18 protein-coding genes and 2 tRNA genes are annotated in these 17,625 nt (G+C 69.3%); 11 read left to right on the top strand and 9 right to left on the bottom strand.

Going from position 1 to position 17,625, the window contains the following annotated elements; all coding sequences use genetic code 11:
* Positions 1-7 precede the first annotated feature (7 nt).
* Both mutY and P1J78_RS17130 read left to right on the top strand, forming a co-directional pair.
* Entirely contained in the window at positions 8-1,090 is a 1,083-nt protein-coding gene (mutY, locus tag P1J78_RS17135; RefSeq protein WP_275568597.1) for an A/G-specific adenine glycosylase, read from the top strand.
* Positions 1,091-1,148: 58 nt separating this feature from the next.
* Positions 1,149-2,282 (top strand): alkane 1-monooxygenase, encoded by a 1,134-nt coding sequence (locus P1J78_RS17130; protein ID WP_275568596.1) that lies wholly within the window; start codon positions 1,149-1,151, stop codon positions 2,280-2,282.
* A 156-nt stretch (positions 2,283-2,438) separates the two neighbouring features.
* Here the strand turns inward: P1J78_RS17130 and P1J78_RS17125 are convergent, their stop codons facing one another.
* Together P1J78_RS17125 and P1J78_RS17120 are read right to left on the bottom strand one after the other, a co-directional pair.
* The gene (locus tag P1J78_RS17125) at positions 2,439-3,266 is read right to left on the bottom strand and encodes a hypothetical protein (protein WP_275568595.1); all 828 of its coding nucleotides are present in this window, start codon (positions 3,264-3,266) and stop codon (positions 2,439-2,441) included.
* The gene (locus P1J78_RS17120) at positions 3,266-3,772 is read right to left on the bottom strand and encodes a hypothetical protein (RefSeq protein WP_275568594.1); all 507 of its coding nucleotides are present in this window, start codon (positions 3,770-3,772) and stop codon (positions 3,266-3,268) included. The genes P1J78_RS17125 and P1J78_RS17120 overlap by 1 nt, the downstream gene beginning before the upstream one ends.
* 174 nt (positions 3,773-3,946) lie before the next feature.
* Between P1J78_RS17120 and P1J78_RS17115 the strand changes: the two genes are divergently transcribed.
* The gene (locus tag P1J78_RS17115) at positions 3,947-4,624 is read left to right on the top strand and encodes a DUF2270 domain-containing protein (protein ID WP_275568593.1); all 678 of its coding nucleotides are present in this window, start codon (positions 3,947-3,949) and stop codon (positions 4,622-4,624) included.
* Positions 4,625-4,705: 81 nt separating this feature from the next.
* Here P1J78_RS17115 and P1J78_RS17110 read toward each other — a convergent pair whose 3' ends face one another.
* The 3 genes from P1J78_RS17110 to P1J78_RS17100 all read right to left on the bottom strand — a co-directional run bounded on the left by P1J78_RS17110 (position 4,706) and on the right by P1J78_RS17100 (position 6,971).
* Positions 4,706-5,797, bottom strand: coding sequence for a site-specific DNA-methyltransferase (locus P1J78_RS17110; protein WP_275568592.1), 1,092 nt, complete (start codon positions 5,795-5,797; stop codon positions 4,706-4,708).
* 97 nt (positions 5,798-5,894) lie between these two features.
* The gene (gene rnhB / locus P1J78_RS17105; RefSeq protein WP_275568591.1) at positions 5,895-6,533 is read right to left on the bottom strand and encodes a ribonuclease HII; all 639 of its coding nucleotides are present in this window, start codon (positions 6,531-6,533) and stop codon (positions 5,895-5,897) included.
* A 138-nt stretch (positions 6,534-6,671) separates the two neighbouring features.
* Positions 6,672-6,971, bottom strand: coding sequence for a hypothetical protein (locus P1J78_RS17100; RefSeq protein WP_275568590.1), 300 nt, complete (start codon positions 6,969-6,971; stop codon positions 6,672-6,674).
* Positions 6,972-7,193: 222 nt separating this feature from the next.
* On the opposite strand from P1J78_RS17100, the gene P1J78_RS17095 reads away from it, so the two are divergent.
* The 5 genes from P1J78_RS17095 (at position 7,194) to P1J78_RS17075 (ending at position 11,667) form a co-directional block, all read left to right on the top strand.
* Positions 7,194-7,409 (top strand): hypothetical protein, encoded by a 216-nt coding sequence (locus P1J78_RS17095; protein ID WP_275568589.1) that lies wholly within the window; start codon positions 7,194-7,196, stop codon positions 7,407-7,409.
* A 168-nt stretch (positions 7,410-7,577) separates the two neighbouring features.
* Complete coding sequence (locus tag P1J78_RS17090) at positions 7,578-8,297, top strand: winged helix-turn-helix domain-containing protein (protein WP_275568588.1); 720 nt, start codon at positions 7,578-7,580, stop codon at positions 8,295-8,297.
* Between the two features lie 95 nt (positions 8,298-8,392).
* Positions 8,393-8,800, top strand: a complete 408-nt coding sequence (locus P1J78_RS17085) for a GtrA family protein (RefSeq protein ID WP_275568587.1) — start codon at positions 8,393-8,395, stop codon at positions 8,798-8,800.
* A 163-nt stretch (positions 8,801-8,963) separates the two neighbouring features.
* The gene (locus P1J78_RS17080) at positions 8,964-10,691 is read left to right on the top strand and encodes a hypothetical protein (protein WP_275568586.1); all 1,728 of its coding nucleotides are present in this window, start codon (positions 8,964-8,966) and stop codon (positions 10,689-10,691) included.
* Positions 10,692-10,695: 4 nt separating this feature from the next.
* A complete protein-coding gene (locus tag P1J78_RS17075) occupies positions 10,696-11,667 on the top strand; it encodes an SUMF1/EgtB/PvdO family nonheme iron enzyme (RefSeq protein ID WP_275568585.1) in 972 nt (323 codons plus the stop codon).
* Positions 11,668-12,044: 377 nt separating this feature from the next.
* On the opposite strand, the gene P1J78_RS17070 is transcribed toward P1J78_RS17075, so the two are convergent.
* Positions 12,045-12,752 carry a hypothetical protein gene (locus P1J78_RS17070; RefSeq protein ID WP_275568584.1) on the bottom strand — a complete coding sequence of 236 codons (708 nt, stop codon included), beginning with the start codon at positions 12,750-12,752 and terminating at the stop codon, positions 12,045-12,047.
* A gap of 528 nt (positions 12,753-13,280) precedes the next feature.
* On the opposite strand from P1J78_RS17070, the gene P1J78_RS17065 reads away from it, so the two are divergent.
* On the top strand, positions 13,281-15,365 hold the full coding sequence (locus tag P1J78_RS17065; protein WP_275568583.1) for a 3-hydroxyacyl-CoA dehydrogenase NAD-binding domain-containing protein: 2,085 nt from the start codon (positions 13,281-13,283) through the stop codon (positions 15,363-15,365).
* A gap of 56 nt (positions 15,366-15,421) precedes the next feature.
* Here P1J78_RS17065 and P1J78_RS17060 read toward each other — a convergent pair.
* Positions 15,422-15,498: transfer RNA gene (locus P1J78_RS17060), tRNA-Arg, on the bottom strand.
* A 112-nt stretch (positions 15,499-15,610) separates the two neighbouring features.
* Here P1J78_RS17060 and P1J78_RS17055 point away from each other — a divergent pair.
* Together P1J78_RS17055 and rbsK are read left to right on the top strand one after the other, a co-directional pair.
* Positions 15,611-16,303 carry an SGNH/GDSL hydrolase family protein gene (locus P1J78_RS17055; RefSeq protein WP_309568136.1) on the top strand — a complete coding sequence of 231 codons (693 nt, stop codon included), beginning with the start codon at positions 15,611-15,613 and terminating at the stop codon, positions 16,301-16,303.
* A gap of 11 nt (positions 16,304-16,314) precedes the next feature.
* Positions 16,315-17,244, top strand: coding sequence for a ribokinase (rbsK, locus tag P1J78_RS17050; protein ID WP_275568582.1), 930 nt, complete (start codon positions 16,315-16,317; stop codon positions 17,242-17,244).
* 39 nt (positions 17,245-17,283) lie between these two features.
* Here the strand turns inward: rbsK and P1J78_RS17045 are convergent.
* Positions 17,284-17,359 (bottom strand) — tRNA-Trp (locus P1J78_RS17045).
* Positions 17,360-17,531: 172 nt separating this feature from the next.
* On the bottom strand, positions 17,532-17,625 hold a 94-nt coding region (locus P1J78_RS17040), incomplete at its 5' end, for an EF-Tu C-terminal domain-related protein (protein WP_275568360.1).

Below are 17,625 nucleotides of genomic sequence, written 5' to 3'. Positions count from 1 at the left end.
ATAAAGATTGCGTGACGAGTCGCTGAGCGACAGCCTGCTGGCCTGGTACGACCGCCATGCCCGGGCGATGCCCTGGCGGGTGGGGCCGGCCGACCGCGCCGCGGGGGTGCGCCCCGATCCCTATGCCGTGTGGCTCTCCGAGGTGATGCTGCAGCAGACCACCGTGGCCGCCGTGCGCGACTATTTCCGCCGCTTCGTGACCCGCTGGCCGACGGTGACGGACCTCGCCGCCGCCGAGGATGGCGAGGTCATGGCCGAATGGGCGGGGCTCGGCTATTACGCCCGCGCCCGGAACCTGCTGAAATGCGCCCGCGTGGTCGCGTCGGAGCATGGCGGGCGGTTCCCGGAGACCCGCGAGGCGTTGCTGAAGCTGCCGGGCATCGGCCCCTACACCGCGTCGGCCGTCGCCGCGATCGCCTTCGACGAACGGGCGGCGGTGGTGGACGGCAACGTCGAGCGGGTGATGGCGCGGCTTTACCGGGTCGAGACGCCGCTGCCCGAGGCGAAGCCGGAACTGACGGCGCATGCCGCCGCGCTGACACCGGCCGAGCGGCCCGGCGATTACGCGCAGGCCGTGATGGACCTGGGCGCGACCGTCTGCACGCCGAAATCGCCGGCCTGCGGCATCTGCCCCTGGATGGCGCCCTGCGCGGCCCGCGCCGCCGGGGTGCAGGCGGACCTGCCGCGCAAGGCCCCGAAGAAGGCCAAGCCCACGCGCTACGGCATCGCCTATCTCGCCCGGCGCAGCGACGGCGCCTGGTTGCTGGAGCGGCGGCCGGACAAGGGGCTTCTGGGCGGGATGCTGGGCTGGCCCGGCAGCGACTGGAGCGACGCGCCCACGGGGGCGCCGCCGGTGGAGGCGCAGTGGCAGGATCCGGGGCTGGAGGTGCGGCACACCTTTACCCATTTCCACCTGCGCCTGGCGCTGCGGGTCGCCGAGGTGGGGCGTGACGCGGTGCCCGACCGCGGCCACTTTATTCCGCGTGCCGCGTTCCGGCCCGCCAGCCTACCCACGGTGATGCGCAAGGCCTTCGATCTCGGCGCCTCGGCCCTGCCCGCCACCGAATCCGTCGCACCCGACAGCGATTGATTCGCGCCGCCTCGCGGCGGTATGGTGCCGCCGGGGGCAGAGAATACGGAGCAGTCGCATGATCCCCGCATCGCAGGTCGCCCGCCTGAAGAGCGCGCTGCCGTTCTGGCTGTCGCTGAGCCTCGTGCCGCTGATCGCGCTGGCCGCCACGCAGGGCGGCTGGGCGCTGATCCTGCCGCCGCTGGGCACCTGGTGGCTCTATTCCTTCCTCGATGCCGTGCTGGGGCTGAACGAGGAGAACGCCGATACCGAAACCGGCGAGGATCAGCTTTTCTGGTACCGGCTGATCACGCTGATCTGGTTCCCGGTGCAGGCCGGCGTGATCTACGGCACGATCTGGTACGCGACCCATACCGGGCATCTGGCGACCTGGGAAAAGATCGTGCTGTTCTTCGACGTCGGCATCCTGTCCGGCACGGTGGGGATCGTCTATGCCCACGAGCTGCTGCATCAGCGCAACCGGCTGGAGCGGTGGCTGGGCGACCTGCTGCTGGCGACGGTGCTCTACAGCCATTTCCGGACCGAGCATCTGCTGGTCCATCACGTGCATGTCGGCACCCCGCGGGACGCGGTGACGGCGCGGTACAACGAGGGGTTCCACCGGTTCTTCTTCCGTGTCCTGTTCGAGTGCCCCGGCTCGGCCTGGCGGGCGGAGAAGGCGATGCTGGCGCGGCGGGGGCGGCCGGTGTGGGACCGGGCGAACCCGTTCTGGCGCTACGCGGCGCTTCAGGCGGCGGCGCTGGCGCTGGCCGTCGCGGTCGGCGGGCTGGCGGGGCTGGGGCTGTTCCTGGTGCAGGCGATCTCGGCCATCTGGCAGCTGGAGCTGACCAACTACGTCGAGCATTACGGGCTGACCCGGAAGTACCTGGGCGACGGCAAGTACGAGCGGGTGATGCCGCGGCATTCGTGGAATGCCTCGCACAAGGCGTCGAACTGGCTGCTGATCAATCTGCAGCGGCATTCGGACCACCACTACAAGCCGAGCCGGCGGTTTCCGCTGCTTCAGACCTACGACGCGGAGGAGGCGCCGCAGCTGCCGCTGGGCTATCCGGTGATGACGATCGCGGCGATGGTGCCGCCGCTCTGGCGGCGGATCATGAACCCGAAGGTACGGGCCTGGCGGCGGCAGCATTATCCAGAGATCGAGGACTGGACGCCCTACAAGACCGGCGCGCATCCGATGCCGGCGTGAGGGTGTCCGAGGTTGGACGGGGGTTCAAGTTCCTGTAATCGTTACCGATAGCGGTAACTGCCGCGATGTGTCCGCGGTCTGTCCGAGGGCGTGCCGGTGGGACCGTAGCCGTTTTCTTGGCAAGAAAACGGACCGGAATTTTGGTAAAATTCCGGGTCAGGGACAGACCCAGACCGACAGATACCAGTAGGACGGCCGCGACGTGTTCGGCTGCGGGGTCGCCGGCGGCAGGCCCTGTTCCGCGATCAGCCGCTCCAGCTGTCCCAGCAGCTTCTCCTCGCCATGCCCGCGGTCGTAGACGATGACCGTCCGCCCGGGCGGTAGCTTCACCTGCGCCTCCTGCGCCTCGGTGCTCCGCAAGAGACGGATGCGGCCGAATGCGTCCCGCGTCATCGCCTCGCCCAGCGCGCGGGCGGCGCGCACCGCCTGCTCGTCGTCCTGCGCCCCGCGGCAGACGAACAGGTCGATATCGGTGAACTGCTCGGCTTCGCGGGTCCAGCCCTGGATCTCGCCATAGAGCGTCTCGAAGCCGCGGATCGAGGCGACCGAGCCGGCCAGCGACGCGATCATCCGCGAGTCGCCGGCGCTGTCGACGGCCTCGCTCTCGTCCAGACGGTCCAGCACCGCCGCCCCGCGGGCCAGCGTCTCGGGCGTCCAGGCCTCGGGCCGCATGGCCGACAGCGCGCGCAGCACCTCGGCGCTCGGCGCGGTCCCGGTGCGCGCGGCCTCTTCCAGCAGGTCGAGAAGCCCGGACAGGACCGCCGCATCGCCGGTCAGCCCGCCCTCGATCTCGGCCACGGCGAGCTTGCGCGCGAAGGTGTCGGCCGAGGCGAGCTCGTCCAGGAGCGTCGTTCGACGTTTCTCGGCCTCTTCCTGCAGCACCTCCACCGGCGCGATCTCGATCTGTTCGAGGATCAGCCCCTGCCCCGCCGCCGGCGTTGCGAGGGCGCAGAGGGCGCAGAGCGCACAGACAAGCCACCGCATCACGCACACCCCCCGCTTGCGAGCGCGCGGCGTTGCAGCGCATCCATCTCGGAATCGATCTCTTCCTTCTTGGTCGCGATGGAACTGCGGCGGCGGACGATCTCGGCCAGCTGCTGTTCCTCCAGCGGGCTCAGCGCGCGGCCGCGATAGAGGTCGGCGGCGGCGTTCATCATCTGGAACAGCTCGCCATAGGCGCGCGACAGGGCGCGGAATTCCAGAAGCTGCAGCTGCAGGTTCAGGTTGCAGGTCTCCTGCTGAAGCGTTTCGGCAGAGACGTAATTCTCCAGCTCGGAAGGCGGCACCATGTCGCTCGCGACCCCGTCGATCCGCAGCGACAGCGCGTCGATCTGGCCCTGCATCCCGTCGATCGTATCGTCGACCCACTTGTAGCCGCCGATCGCGGTGGCCGCGATGGCCAGCAGGACGGTGACGAATTTCCACATGTCGGGCAGGCGGCGCCAGAAGGCCGGGGCGCTCTGGCCGCCACGCGCGGTCGCGTCGGACATGGTAAAATCTCCTTGGTTGCAATGCGGGCCAGCATAGCACGCCATACGCGAGTCGCGAAAAGGAAAGCGCCGGCGGCGGGCCGTGCCGCCGGCGCGTCCCCGCCCCGTTCCCCGCCCGTCAGCCTTGCGCGGAAAACCGGGCGCGTGCGAAGCTGGCAGCCTGGGAGGGCTGCGATGCCGACCGACGCATCGGAGGAACGCAAGAAACTGGACGCCGCCGAGATCGGCGCGCTCGCCCATCTCTATCGCGGCGAGGTCTACCGCTCGACGCTGTGGCGCACCCGGCTCGACACCACGACGAACTGGTCGGTCGTCACGCTGGGCATCGCGCTGTCGATCTCGTTCTCCTCGCCCGCGGCCTCGGAGCTGCCGCTGATCCTGGTCGGCATTCTCACCTTCTTCTTCCTGATGCTGGAGGCGCGGCGCTATCGCTATTTCAACGTGTGGCGGGCGCGGTGCCGGTGGATGGAGACGCATTTCTTCGCGCCGATGCTGCAGGACGGCGATCTGCACATGGAGGAGGGCTGGCAGAAGACGCTGGCCGAGGACTACTGGTCGCCGCGCTATCACGTGTCGCTGTGGGTCGCCCTGGGCCGGCGCATCCGGCGCAACTATTTCTGGATCCTGCTGATCCAGACCTCGGCCTATATCGGCAAGCTGGTGGTGCATCCCGAGCCGCTGACCGAGCTGGCGCAATTGCCGGTGCGGGCCTCCATCGGGCCGGTGAACGGCTGGTATATCCTCGGCCTTGGGGTGCTATACTGCCTGAGCTGGGGCACGGCCGCGGCGCTGAGCTGGCGCGACGATGCGCGACGCGCGCGGCAGCGGGCGGACCGGACCAGCATGGGGTGAAAAAAGGCCCCGTCGACAGAGTCGACGGGGCTAGTCGTGCCGTGGCTCAGGCCACAGGCACCGGCGGTAGACCGTGCGTTTCTATCTCATTTCGGCGCGGATCTGCTGGCGGAGGACGTCGATGGGCACGTGCTCTCCGTCCTTGCGGAAGGTCCAGTAGGTCCAGCCGTTGCAGGACGGCGCGCCTTCCAGCGCGGCGCCGACCTGGTGAATCGATCCGGTGTGATCGGCCGAGACGAGCGTGCCGTCGGCGCGCACCTTGGCCGTCTTGCCGCTTTGCGACACCAGCACCTCGCCCGGGCGCAGCATGCCGCGTTCGACCAGCGTGCCGAAGGGCACGCGGGGCTCGGCGCGCTTGGCGCGGGTGACCTCCAGGCCGCTCTTGTCGTAGCGGCGCACGCGGGAAAGACGCTTCTCGGCCACCTCGCGATAGGCGGTCTCGCGCTCGATCCCGATGAAGTCGCGGCCCAGCATCTTGGCAACGGCGCCGGTGGTGCCGGTGCCGAAGAACGGGTCGAGCACCACGTCGCCGGGATTCGTCGTGGCGACCAGCACGCGGTGCAGGAGCGATTCCGGCTTTTGCGTCGGGTGCGCCTTGTCGCCGTCGGCGTTCTTCAGCCGCTCGTGCCCGGTGCAGATCGGCAGCACCCAGTCCGAGCGCATCTGCACGCCGTCGTTCAGCGCCTTCAGCGCCTCGTAGTTGAAGGTATAGCGCGCGCCCTCCTCGCGGCTGGCCCAGATCAGGGTTTCGTGGGCATTGGTCAGCCGCTTGCCGCGGAAATTCGGCATCGGGTTCGACTTGCGCCAGACCACGTCGTTCAGGATCCAGTAGCCCTGGTTCTGCAGCTCGGCGCCGAGTCGGAAGATATTGTGGTACGACCCGATGACCCAGATCGCGCCATTGGGCTTCAAGAGGCGGCGCGCGGCCGACAGCCAGGCGCGGGTGAACTCGTCGTAGGTGGAGAAGTTGGCGAACCGGTCCCAGGCGTCGTCGACGGCGTCCACGCGGGAGTTGTCGGGACGGTGCAGATCGGCGCGAAGCTGCAGGTTATAGGGCGGATCGGCGAAGATCAGGTCGACCGAGCCCGCGGGAAGCGCGTTCATCGCCTCGATGCAGTCACCTGCCAGTATCCGGTTGAGCGGAAGATCCGCCCCCTTCGCCGCGTGTCCCATCTCTGCCTCTGTCCCCGGCGCCTGCTCTGCCCGCGCCCCGTTGTTCGTTGGCAGAAAGATGAGTCAAAGCCGATTCGCGGTCAATTTCTTTTTTGAATCAGGGGGTTATAGAAACCGCTTGATACAATATCTTGTGTACCGGCGCGAAGCTCCGCCTATGGTGTGGGGTCACTCCGAGATATTGGAGGGCGTCGAGGTGTGTCTTTGTGGCATAGCCTGCATTCGTCTCCCATCCATAGCCGGGATACTGTTGCGCAAGCTCCACCATGAGCGTGTCGCGACACACTTTCGCCACAATCGAAGCCGCTGAAATGGATAGACATTTCGCGTCGCCCTTGACGATGGCGGTGCCCGGGCAGGACAGGCCGTCGGGCAGCGCGTTGCCGTCGACGAGGGCGTGGTCGGCGGGCCGCGCCAGGCCGGCCAGCGCGCGGCACATGGCGAGATGGGAGGCGCGCAGGATGTTGTGGGCGTCGATCTCGGCCACGGTGGCGTGGGCGATCGAGACATCGGCGCAGGCGGCGATCTCGGCGGCGAGGCGGGCGCGGGCCGCGGGCGTCAGCTGCTTGCTGTCGCGCAGGCCCTCGGGGATGCGCTTGGGATCGAGGCGGACGGCGGCGGCGGTCACCGGGCCGGCGAGCGGGCCGCGGCCGACCTCGTCGACACCGGCGATCCGGGCGGCGCCGCGCGACAGCGCGAAGTCTTCGTGGGAATAGTCGGGCGGGTCGGCAGGCATGGCGGCAGAAAACCGGATGCGACCGGCGCGGACAAGCGGAAAAGGAAAGGGCGGACGCCCCCGCAATGGCGCCCGCCCTCCCGAAATGGCCCGGGGCGCATTGGCCCGGACCACTGCTCGTTGAAACGGGGGCCGACGTCAGTGCCGGTGGACGCAGTCCCAGTCGACCCAGCGGTTGTGGCCGTGGCCATGCACGCAGTAGGACGGGACGACGATGACGTTGCGGTTGTAATGCGGCTTGCGCGGCGTGTCGTAGCGATAGACCGGGCCGGTGTGACGCTTCTGGTTCGACAGCGCGTGGCCGAGAGCCAGCAGCGTGCCGACGCCGATCAGCATCTTGACGGTGCGCTGGCTGTCGCCCGCGGCGGCGGGCGTGGCGGCAAAGGATGCAAGGGCAATGCTGGCGGCCGCCATGGTGGCGATGAGTCGATTGGTCATTGGAGTGTCCTTTCGTGAAGGGAACCTGCGTAACGGGGCGAGGGCCGGAGACGGGTCCGGCGGTCGCGCGCAGGACGAGTTGAGGCCGCCTGCCGGGGATAGGCAATATCGGCGCCGGGCTATCGGATAACGGCGGGTTTCCGCCGGGCGGTTATCGGATAACACGTCGCAAAAGCGTCTGATGATATTGAATAACCCGTGCGAGCGGCGCACATTCGCCGCATGAAACAGAAAGCCATCATCCTCGCCCTTGCTCTGGGCCTATTCGGTGCGACAGCCGCTTCGGCATGCACGGCCGAGTTCAAGGCCAAGAGGGGGGGCCAGTACGTTCATTCGACGATCTCGGTTCCGTCGAGTTCCTGCAACTCCGGGGGCGTCCTGAGCCTCCTCCAGTCGCAGGGCTACACGAATATCCAGATCGTCCGGATATCGGGCTGACCGGGTCATGACCCGGACCCGCCCGCAAATACCATCGTAGCCACCCGGCGTGCCTTGCGCGTCCGGGTGGCTGCACCGCCCCAAGGCACCGGCCGCGGCCGGCGTCTCGTGCGTGCTTCATAAACATCGTGGTAGTCAGCGTCGCTCCCGGCTAATAGTATCCGGGTCATGAGCCTGGTCGAGAACGGAAACGACGTTGCAGCCACCCGACGCTCCGGCGGCCGGGTCGTCGCCATTGGCCTGATCGCGATCGTCGCGATCCTGGCCATCGCCTCCGCCCTTCTGTTCCTCAACCTGCCGACGGCCACGGCCTTCGTCGACCGGGTCGACGAGATCTTCTTCAACTACGACCTGACCTCGGCCGACAGCGATGCCGAGACCAAGCTTCTGGGCATCCTCGCCGAATCCGGTGCGGCGTTCTCGGAGGTGCTGGCGAGCTATCGGGTGATCATCTTCGTGCTGCTGGTCTTCGCCACGGCGCTGCTGATCGCGTCGCTGATCTTCCTGGTCACCATCGTCGCGCTGAACCGCCGGGTGCTGGAGATCGAGCGGTCGGGGCTGCAGGTGTCGTCGCTGATCATCAGCCGGGGCGAGAACAAGGTCTATCTCAACGACAACCTGGAATTCTCGCTGACCGGCGCCGCCATCGAGACGCTGGCGGTGCTGGCCGAGGCGCGGATGGACGAGGACGTGCTGACCGGCTCGGAGATCGAGGCGATGATATCCGGCAAGAACGCCGCCGACTGCGACGAGGCCTCGGGCGCGACGCGGATCAAGCGGCTGCGCGACTCGCTGGGCAACCAGATGGTCAGCGAAATGCTGGTGAAGAACATCGCGCGCAAGGGTTACATGCTGGCCATCGACAAGAAGGTCATCAAGATGATCTGAGCCCCTGGCGGGCCGTCCGCGCCGGGCGGGCGGCGTTGACATCGGCGCCGGACGGGGGGAAGGGTGCGTATCGCCCCGGCCGAGCCATCTGTACCGTGACGCTTTCGACCCTGATCTTCCGCTATGCCACCTTCGCGGTGATCGCCACGCTCGCCAATCTCGGCGCGCAGCGGGTCGTGCTGTGGTACACGGGCGGCGCGACGGGGCTGGCGCTGGCCATCGCGGCGGGCACCGGCGTGGGGCTGGTGGTGAAGTACCTGCTCGACAAGCGCTGGATCTTCATGGACGGCTCGACCGGCGCCCGCGCCCATGGCGAGAAGTTCACCCGCTATACCCTGACCGGCGTGTTCACGACGGCGATCTTCTGGGGCACGGAAACCGCGTTCTGGCTGATCTGGCGCGCGGACCTGATGCGCGAGCTGGGCGCGGTGATCGGCCTGTCGATCGGCTATGTCGTCAAGTTCCAGCTCGACAAGCGGTTCGTCTTTCGCCCGGCCGCCTGATCCGGCGGCAGCCGCGACCGGCCGACATCACATTTTGCATTGGCGACATTCCCCGGCTTTTCCCGGTGCGTTTTCTTTTCTATGACTTTTCTTAAGAGCTTCCGTCGGGATCGGCCCGGCGGCGGCGAGAATGGACTATTCCAGGAGCAGGACCGTTTTCAGAATGCGTGCATTTTCCCGTTTCCGCCTTCGTCTGACCGTCACCACCGCCGCGCTGACGCTGGCCGGCGCCGCAGCCGCCCTACCCATCGAGGACCGGCTGGCCGAACTGCGCGCCGCCTATGACGCGGAGGTGGCCAAGAACGTCATCGACCTGCAGCTCTACCGCCACTCGCAGGAGGCCGTGCTGCCCGATGGCAAGACCAAGGTCGAGCTGATCAACCTGAACCCCAACATCAACTCGTGGTTCCTGCTCGGCCTGGGCGAGGGCAACGGGCGCAGCTGGTTCCACCTGGAGAACCCGGCGCCCGACGACCGCGCACTGTCGCTGGAACAGGGCGCGGACGGGCCGGAGATCCTGATCACCGAGGGCAAGCGGACGCATCGCTGCACCCCCTGGGCCGGCGAGCCCTCGATGCTGTCCGAGGCGCGCCGCGCCAACCTGCCCTATGCGCCGGTCTGCGGCGACCGGCTGTACCTGCGGGTGCAGACCGGCGGCTCCTATACCAGCCTGGAGGCCACTTCGCAGTTCCTGCGCGACCATGTGTGGGGCGGCGACGCCATCGTGACCTGGGTGAAGGCCACGCTGAACAAGGACAAGTACGCGCTGCTGGACGGCGAACTCGGCACCGGCGGCGAGGACGACGCGGCCGCCCATGGCCCGCCGCCGGCCAAGGTGCGCCATGCCGAGGGGCAGCGCCCGCTGGTCGCGCAGTACCACACCTTCGACCTGGAGGGCGCCGAGGGCGGCATGGCGACCGGCCTGTGGTACCCGGTGGAGGGGCAGGACGGCGTGTTCGTCAGCGCGCTGCAGCCGCAATCGATCGCGCAGGAGGTGATGGACGTCCCCGGCGCCAACTGGCTGGACGGGGTGGAAAGCAGGGCGATCAACTATTTCGTCGCCTTCGACCTGTCGCGGTTCGACCTGGGCTTTGCCCGCGGCACCGACCACCCACGCCTGGGCTGGTCGCCACGCCCGCCGGCCTATGTGCGCCCGCGCGGGATGCCCGGGCCCGACGGCTTCACCACCGCGGCGCCGCTGGTGTCGCTGGGCATGGCCTCGCCCTACCTGACCGACCGGATCACCGCCGCCTTCACCGCCGGCTTCAAGCGGCAGCACGGCGCCTTCCGCGGCGGGCCGTATCGCGACGCGAATTACGGCTCGCATTACGGCTTTCTGGAGCACGGGGTGATCCTGTCGAAGCTGTGGCCCGGGCTGTCCACCGTCTATGTGACGCAGGACGGCGAGATCGGGATGAAGACCTGGGAGGAGTCGGATTACGAGAAGATGCCGAACCTGCGCTTTGCCCGGCAGAACGGCACGCCGCTGGTCGAGGACGGCAAGCCGGGGCCCTATGTCACGCAATGGCTGCCGGGGAACTGGTCGGGCTCGGCCAATGCCGACCTCAGGACGCTGCGCGCCGGTGCCTGCCTGATCGAGCAGGGGGACACGCAATACCTGGTCTATGCCTATTTCTCGACCGCCACGCCCTCGGCGATGACCCGCAGCTTCATGGCCTACGACTGCACCTACGGGATGCTTCTGGACATGAACGCGCTGGAGCACACCTATATGGGGCTCTACTCGTTCAACGACGGCGGCGGGATCGAGGTGGATCACATCATGCGCGGCATGTCGCAGCTGGACAAGCGCGGCAGCAGCGGGGTGATCCCGCGGTTCATCGGCTATCCCGACAACCGCGACGTCTTCTACCTGATCCGCAAGGAGTAAGCACATGATCCGGGCAGTCGCGTTTTCGGTCGGGCTTGCGGCGCTGGCCGCGGGCGCGGAGGCACAGTCGCTGGCGCAGAACAACGATGTGATGTTCCGCCAGATCCAGCAGGTGCATCGCGTCTCGGCGGCCCAGCTGAACCGGATCAAGGAGATCTTCGCGCGATCGGGGATCATGGGCCAGGGCAACCCGGGGCCGACGCGGCACCCGATGACGCCCGAGCAATGCGCCGCGCGGGTGGGCGGCACGGCGGCCTACAACAACCCGCGGTTCGAGGCGATCTGCGGGGCGAAGTACATGGCGCCGCTCTACGACCCGCGCACCGAGACGCCGGAGGACGCGACCGCCTGCATCGACCAGTTCGAGTTCCCGAACATCCCCTGCACCTATCCCGTCACCTGGGTTCGCGCCAACGAGGCGGCGCAGATCTGCGCGGCGATGGGCAAGCGGATCTGCGACGCGCACGAATGGGAGGGCGCCTGCGCCGGCGCGCTGACCGAGCCCGACTATCCGTTCGGCGCCGGGTCGGTGGCGGCGATGCGGTCGATCCACAACAACCGCTACGCGGGGTCGAAGCGCTGGGCCTACGGGCCGAATTTCCGCACCGGCATCTGCGCGCAGGATTCCAACAAGAGCCCCGGCTGCAACGGCGGCGATTTCGGGCGCTGCGGCACCAACACCTATCCCACCGGCGCCTTCCCGAACTGCACCAGCGGGCTTCGGGTCTACGACCTGCACGGCAACGCGGCCGAGCACATGAACCTGCCGATGTCGCCGGGCGAGATGGCCAGCCGCGGCTCGACGGGCCTGGGCGTGACCGAGATGAAGGGCAGCTGGTTCATCTGGGACAAGTACCGCGCACACGAGGACTGGTGCCGCTGGCGCGCGCCCTACTGGCACGGCAGCCGGGTGATGGCGGGCAACAGCCACCGCAACTACCACCTCGGCTTCCGTTGCTGCAAGACGGTGAACTGAGCCCGCCCGAACCGCCTCTGTTCCGGAGCCGCCATCGCCTGGGCCCAAACGGACGGGCGGCGGCGCGACGGGCAAGCGGAATCGCGGAGGGTCCGCGCCGCAGGCGTGGAGACCGCTATTCCGCTTGAGCGGCGCGGCGCCGGCTGTCAGGCAGGGTCCGGGCGATGGCGGGTGCGGAACAGGCCTCTGTTCTGGTGAGCCGGAGCTGACCCGCGACGCCGCCACAGGCGCAACGCCGGCACAAGAGCGTCGCCGCGCCACGAGCCGAGAAGACCTTGCGCGGCAGCGCGCCTTTTACCGGCACCCCCTCCGAAAAAGCGAACCGCCCGCGGCCTTGCGGCGCACGGGCGGTTCTGTCCCTCGTCTTTGCGACTTGCTTATCGGTAGAGCGTTGCCATCAGCCGGCGAACGTCTCGCATCGGGCCCTCCTCCCCGGTGACGATGGCGGCGATGTCAGGATCCTGCATCACCTTGTCCAGCGCGACCGGGCGCCCGTTGATGAAGGCGATCCGGCTGACCAGCCGGATGCCGTGGGAGTAGTCGGCGTACTCTGCGCCATGAACCAGGCTCAGCGGCTGGATCGGGCGGCCGGCGCCGCGGTGCCAGCCGTAGATCGCCACGCGACCGGGCTGCTTGCGCAGACGCTCCGAGATCACCACGTCCTTCTTAATCCCGGCGACCAGCGCGACGGGGTGCAGGCCATAGGGGCCGGCCTGGCGGTCCACCGTCTCGTCGTGGCGCTTGAAGTAGGTGGTGGTGGTCATCGCACCGCCGGGCTTCATCGGCTCGGGCGGCAGTTGAACCTCGGCCTGTTCGTAGATGCGGTCGACCATCTGCGGCGTGGGCAGCAGGAAGCCCAGCTCGTCCGCGATGCGCGCGGCAGCGGCCATGCCCAGCGGCACGCGCACGAAGTCGTCGTCGTCGCCGACGGCCACGTAATCCGGCGTCACGCAGATCGTGATGTCCAGCGCGTGGCCGTTGACCGTGCCGGACATCGAGACCGGCACCAGGTCGCGCAGGAACGACGGCATGTTGCCCGCCAGCACCTCGCGCTCCAGCACCGCGTCACGGTCGGTGCCGCTCATGTTCATGACCGACCGGACCACGGCGCTGCCCACAGGCGCGCTGCGGTGCCGTTCCGGTATCAGTCTAGTCAGTTTGTGACTGCAAAATCCGCCCCCGGCAAATGCCGGCGCCGAGACCACAAGCGACAAGATAAGCGCCACCGGCCCCAGGAGTCCTAGCCTCGTCATCCCCAACGTGCCTCTGTCCCTGACGGCGCCATTTGCCCGCGCGACCCGCACAGCCGGATGTCCCCACATCCGGTAGCGTACAGGTCATGTCCCGCGGGGCTTGTTCGACGCCTCGTTCCGTATGCTCCCAAAAAGCGTGTATGGGGGCAAAGTGTCAAGTTCGCGTAAATCCATGGGCAGGATTCCGCCCGGCCGCCGGCAAGGGCCTGCCGGCCACGCCGCCTCGCCGCCCGAGAGTCGCATTGACGTTTCCGCAAGGGGGCGCCCGTGCGCCGGGCGCCGGTGGTTGACCGCGGACGCCCCGAGGCAGGATAGGGGAGGCGACCCCCGCATCGGGGAAGAGAATCCGGGAGGAGAGCCATGACCGAAAGCCCCGTGCGCCACGAGATCACGGACCGCGCGCTGCGCGTCACCATCGACAACCCGCCGGTCAACGTGATCGGCCAGGCCGTCCGCGCCGGGCTGCTGGCCGCCTGCGACGCAGCCGAGACGGCCCTGGCCGCCGGGCGGATCGACCGCGTGGTCCTGACGGGCGCCGGGCGGGCCTTCGTCGCCGGGGCGGATGCCCGCGAATTCGACGGCCCCGCGCTGGAGCCGCATTTGCCGGAGGTGCTGGACCGGCTCGCGCGGCTTCCCGCGGTGGCCGCGGTGAACGGCGCGGCACTCGGCGGCGGGTTCGAGCTTGCGCTCGCCTGCCGCGCCCGGATCGCCGGGCCGAAGGCTCTCGTCGGCCTGCCCGAGGTCACGCTGGGCGTCGTCCCCGGCGCCGGCGGCACCCAGCGCCTGCCCCGGCTCGTCGGGCTGGACACGGCCATTCCGCTCATCGCGCAGGGCCGGACGGTGAAGGCCGCGGAGGCGCGCGAGCTCGGCCTCGTCGACGCGCTGGCCGACGACCCCGTCGCCGCCGCCCTCGCCCTGGGCTCCGAGCTTCTGGACCGCCCCGCGCTCGACGACTGGCCGGCCCCGGCCCCCGCCCCCGACGCCGCCGCGGCGGCGCGCCGCCACGCCGAGACGCGGCAGCGCGGCCAGATCGCGCCGCTCACCGCGATCGAGCTGATGGAGGCGGCGGCCGAACTGCCGCTGGCCGAGGGCCTCTCTCGCGAGCGTGCGGCATTCCTGGAGCTGCGCCAGGGGCCGCAGGCCCGGGCGCTGCGCCACATCTTCTTCGCCGAGCGCGGCGCCGGCGCCGGCCCCGAGCTGAAACAGCTGGAGCCGCAGGCGATCGACACCGCCCTCGTCGCCGGCGGCGGCACGATGGGCGCGGCGATCGCCTATGCGCTTGGCCAGGCGGGCATTCGCGTGACGCTGCTGGAGCAGGACGCCGCGGCCGCCGAGCGCGCCCGCGCCAATATCGCGACGTTCTTCGACGGCGCCGTCTCGCGCGGGAAGCTGTCGCAAGAGACCGCAGAGGCCATGCGTGCCGAGCGCTTCGATGTCCGCCACGGCGACGGCCCCCTGCCCCCCGTCGACATCGCCATCGAGGCGGTGTTCGAGGATCTCGACGTCAAGCGCGCCGTCTTCGCCCGGCTGGACGCCGCCCTGCCCGAGACGACGATCCTCGCGACCAATACCTCCTATCTCGACCCCGACGCCGTGTCCGAAGGGGTCCGGGCGCCGGAGCGGTTCCTCGGGCTGCACTTCTTCGCGCCGGCCCATGTGATGAAACTGGTCGAGGTGGTCCGCGCCGCGCACACCTCGCCGCAGACCCTCGCGACGGCATTCGCGCTGACCAGGCGCCTCGGCAAGATCGCCGTGGAGGCCGGGATCTGCGACGGCTTCATCGGCAACCGCATCCTGACGCGCTATCGTCAGGCGGGCGACGTGCTGCTGATCGAGGGCGCCCTGCCGTGGGAGATCGACCGCGCGGTCGAGGCGTTCGGCATGGCGATGGGGCCCTATGCGGTGCAGGATCTCTCCGGGCTCGACATCGCATATGCCAATCGGCGGCGGAAAACCCCGAAGGACGATCCCGATCACCGCTACGTGCCCATAGCGGACCGGATGGTCGAGGAGCTGCAACGGCTGGGCCGCAAGACCGATGCCGGCTGGTACGACTATCGCGACGGCAAGCCGACGCCGTCGCCGGCGGTCGAGACCCTGATCGAGGCCGCGTCGGCCGAGGCCGGCCTTCCGCGGCGCAGCTTCGCCCCCGACGAGATCGCGCGCCGCATGATGCTGGCCATCATCGCCGAAGCCTTCGAGATCCTCGAAGAGGGGATCGCCCGCCGCTCTGCCGACATCGACCTCGTGCTCGTCCACGGCTACGGTTTCCCGCGCTGGCGCGGCGGTCCGATGAAGCTGGCCGAGGAATGGGGCCTGGCCGCCGTGATGGCGGACCTTGCGGCGCTGGCAAAGGAGGATCCGAAATCCTGGCGCGTCCCGCCCCTGCTGCGGTCGATGGTGGAGGCCGGCGACGCCCCCGCCGGCGGCGCGGAACGGGAATAGGCCGTCGGCTGGTGCGCCGCCTCGTGCCCCCCGACGGGCCGGCCGACGGCGCGCAATGGCGACCCCGGCAGGACTCGAACCTGCAACCTATCCCTTAGGAGGGGATTGCTCTATCCTGTTGAGCCACGGGGCCGCTTGCCCGCCGGTGATACTCCGGGCGGCCCGTTCTGTCATCCCGAAATCTCCGGCCGCGCCCGGCGCGGTGTCGCCATGCATCGCCCCGGCGATGGACAGCGCCCTGCGCCCTGGTCTACCGTGCGGCGCAAGCCGCTGCCGGGGAGGAGAGAGCGCTGACCGACCGCACCATTCTGTGCTTTGGCGACAGCAACACGCACGGCACCCGCGCCCTGGCGACGCTCGACTCGCAGGGCCGGTTTCCGCGTGCCGAGCGCTGGCCGCAGGTGATGGCGGCGGAGCTGCGCGACGGCTGGGAAGTGATCGCCGAGGGGCATCCGGGCCGCACCACCGTCTTCGACGATCCGGTGGAGGGCAGCCACAAGAACGGCCTGACCGTCCTGCCCGCGCTGCTGGAAACCCACCGGCCGCTCGACCTGGTGATCGTGATGCTGGGCACCAACGACACCAAGACGCGCTTTTCCGCCCCCGCCTTCGACATCGCCAAGGGGCTGGAGCGGATCGCCGCCACCATCCGGCTGTCCGGCAGCGGCCCGGACCGCGGCGCCCCGGGCGTCCTGCTCGCCGCCCCGGTTCCGGTGGTCGAGACCGGCGTGCTGGCGCCGATGTTCGCCGGCGCGGCAGAGAAATCCCGCGCGCTGGCGCCGCTCCTGCGCGACGTCGCCGGGCGGCTCGGCACCGGATTCGTCGATCTCGGCGGCGTCGCCGAGGTCGATCCCGTCGACGGCGTCCACCTGACCGCCGAGGGGCAGGCCGCCATCGGTCGGGCCATGGCGGGCGCGGTACAGGCCATGTTTTCCTGAGGAGGACCCCCGTGACAGGCAAGATCGTGATCCTCGGCGTTTTCGTCGCCGACACCGCCTACCGTGCCGACCGGATGCCGCGCATCGGCGAGACGATCCTCGGCAACAGCTTCAAGCTGGGACCGGGCGGCAAGGGCTCGAACCAGTCGGTGGCGGCGGCGCGCGCCGGGGGGACGGTGCATTTCATCTCCAAGCTCGGGCGCGACCCCTTCGCCGACATGGCGCTGGACACCTGGAAGGAGGCCGGGGTGATCCCGGAAGTGGCCCAGTCGGACGAGAGCTATACCGGCGCGGCCTACATCTTCATCGAGGAAGGCACCGGCGACAACGCGATCATCATCAGCCCCGGCATCGCGGGCTCGATCACGGCGGATTACGTCGCGGCGCAGGCCGGGCTGATCGGCGGCGCATCCGTGTTCATGACGCAGCTGGAACAGCCGATGGAGGCGGCCGTGCGCGGGCTCGAGCTGGCCCGGGCGGCCGGCGTGACCACGGTGCTCAACCCGGCGCCGGCGGCGGAGCTGCCGGACGGGATGCTGGGGCTGTGCGATTACGTGACGCCCAACGAATCCGAGACAGAGGCGCTGACCGGCCGCCCCGTCTCCGGCCTGGACGAGGCCCGGGCCGCGGCCGAGGGGCTGATGTCGCGCGGCGCCGGGGCGGCGATCATCACGCTGGGCGAGAACGGCGCGCTATACCATGACGGCCGGCGGTCCGAGCATGTCCCGGCCTTCCGCGCCGGCGACGTGGTCGAGACGACCGGCGCGGGCGACGCCTTCAACGGCGCCTTCGCCACGGCGCTGGCCGAGGGGCGCGACCCGGTCGAGGCGGTGCGGTTCGGCTGCGCCTGCGCGGCGATCTCGGTGACGCGGCCAGGGACGGCCCCGTCGATGCCGCGGCGAAGCGAGATCGAAGCGCTGCTGGCCGGCGGCGTCGGGTAGACTTCGCCGGGTAGACCTCGCATGTCGGAAGGGCGGGCCTGGCAGGGGCGGAGGGGCTCGAACCCCCGACCCTCGGTTTTGGAGACCGATGCTCTACCAACTGAGCTACACCCCTAAGGCCGGCCTGCTGGGTACGCATTCCCCGCGGCAAAATCAAGCCCAAACCGCGGCATTGCGGCGGGCGATTTCCGCAGGCCCCGGACAACGAAAAAGGGCCGCCGACCGGCAGCCCTTTGCGTGTTCTCTCGCGCCGCCCCGGGGGCAGCCTGCAAGGGCGCGGACGCGCCTTACTCGATGATCTCGGAGACGACGCCGGCGCCGACGGTGCGGCCGCCTTCGCGGATGGCGAAGCGCAGGCCCTGCTCCATCGCGATCGGCGCG

This window comes from Psychromarinibacter sediminicola (genome assembly GCF_029168335.1).
GTDB classification, from domain to species: domain Bacteria; phylum Pseudomonadota; class Alphaproteobacteria; order Rhodobacterales; family Rhodobacteraceae; genus Psychromarinibacter; species Psychromarinibacter sediminicola.
This window is presented reverse-complemented; position numbering and strand designations above follow the sequence as displayed.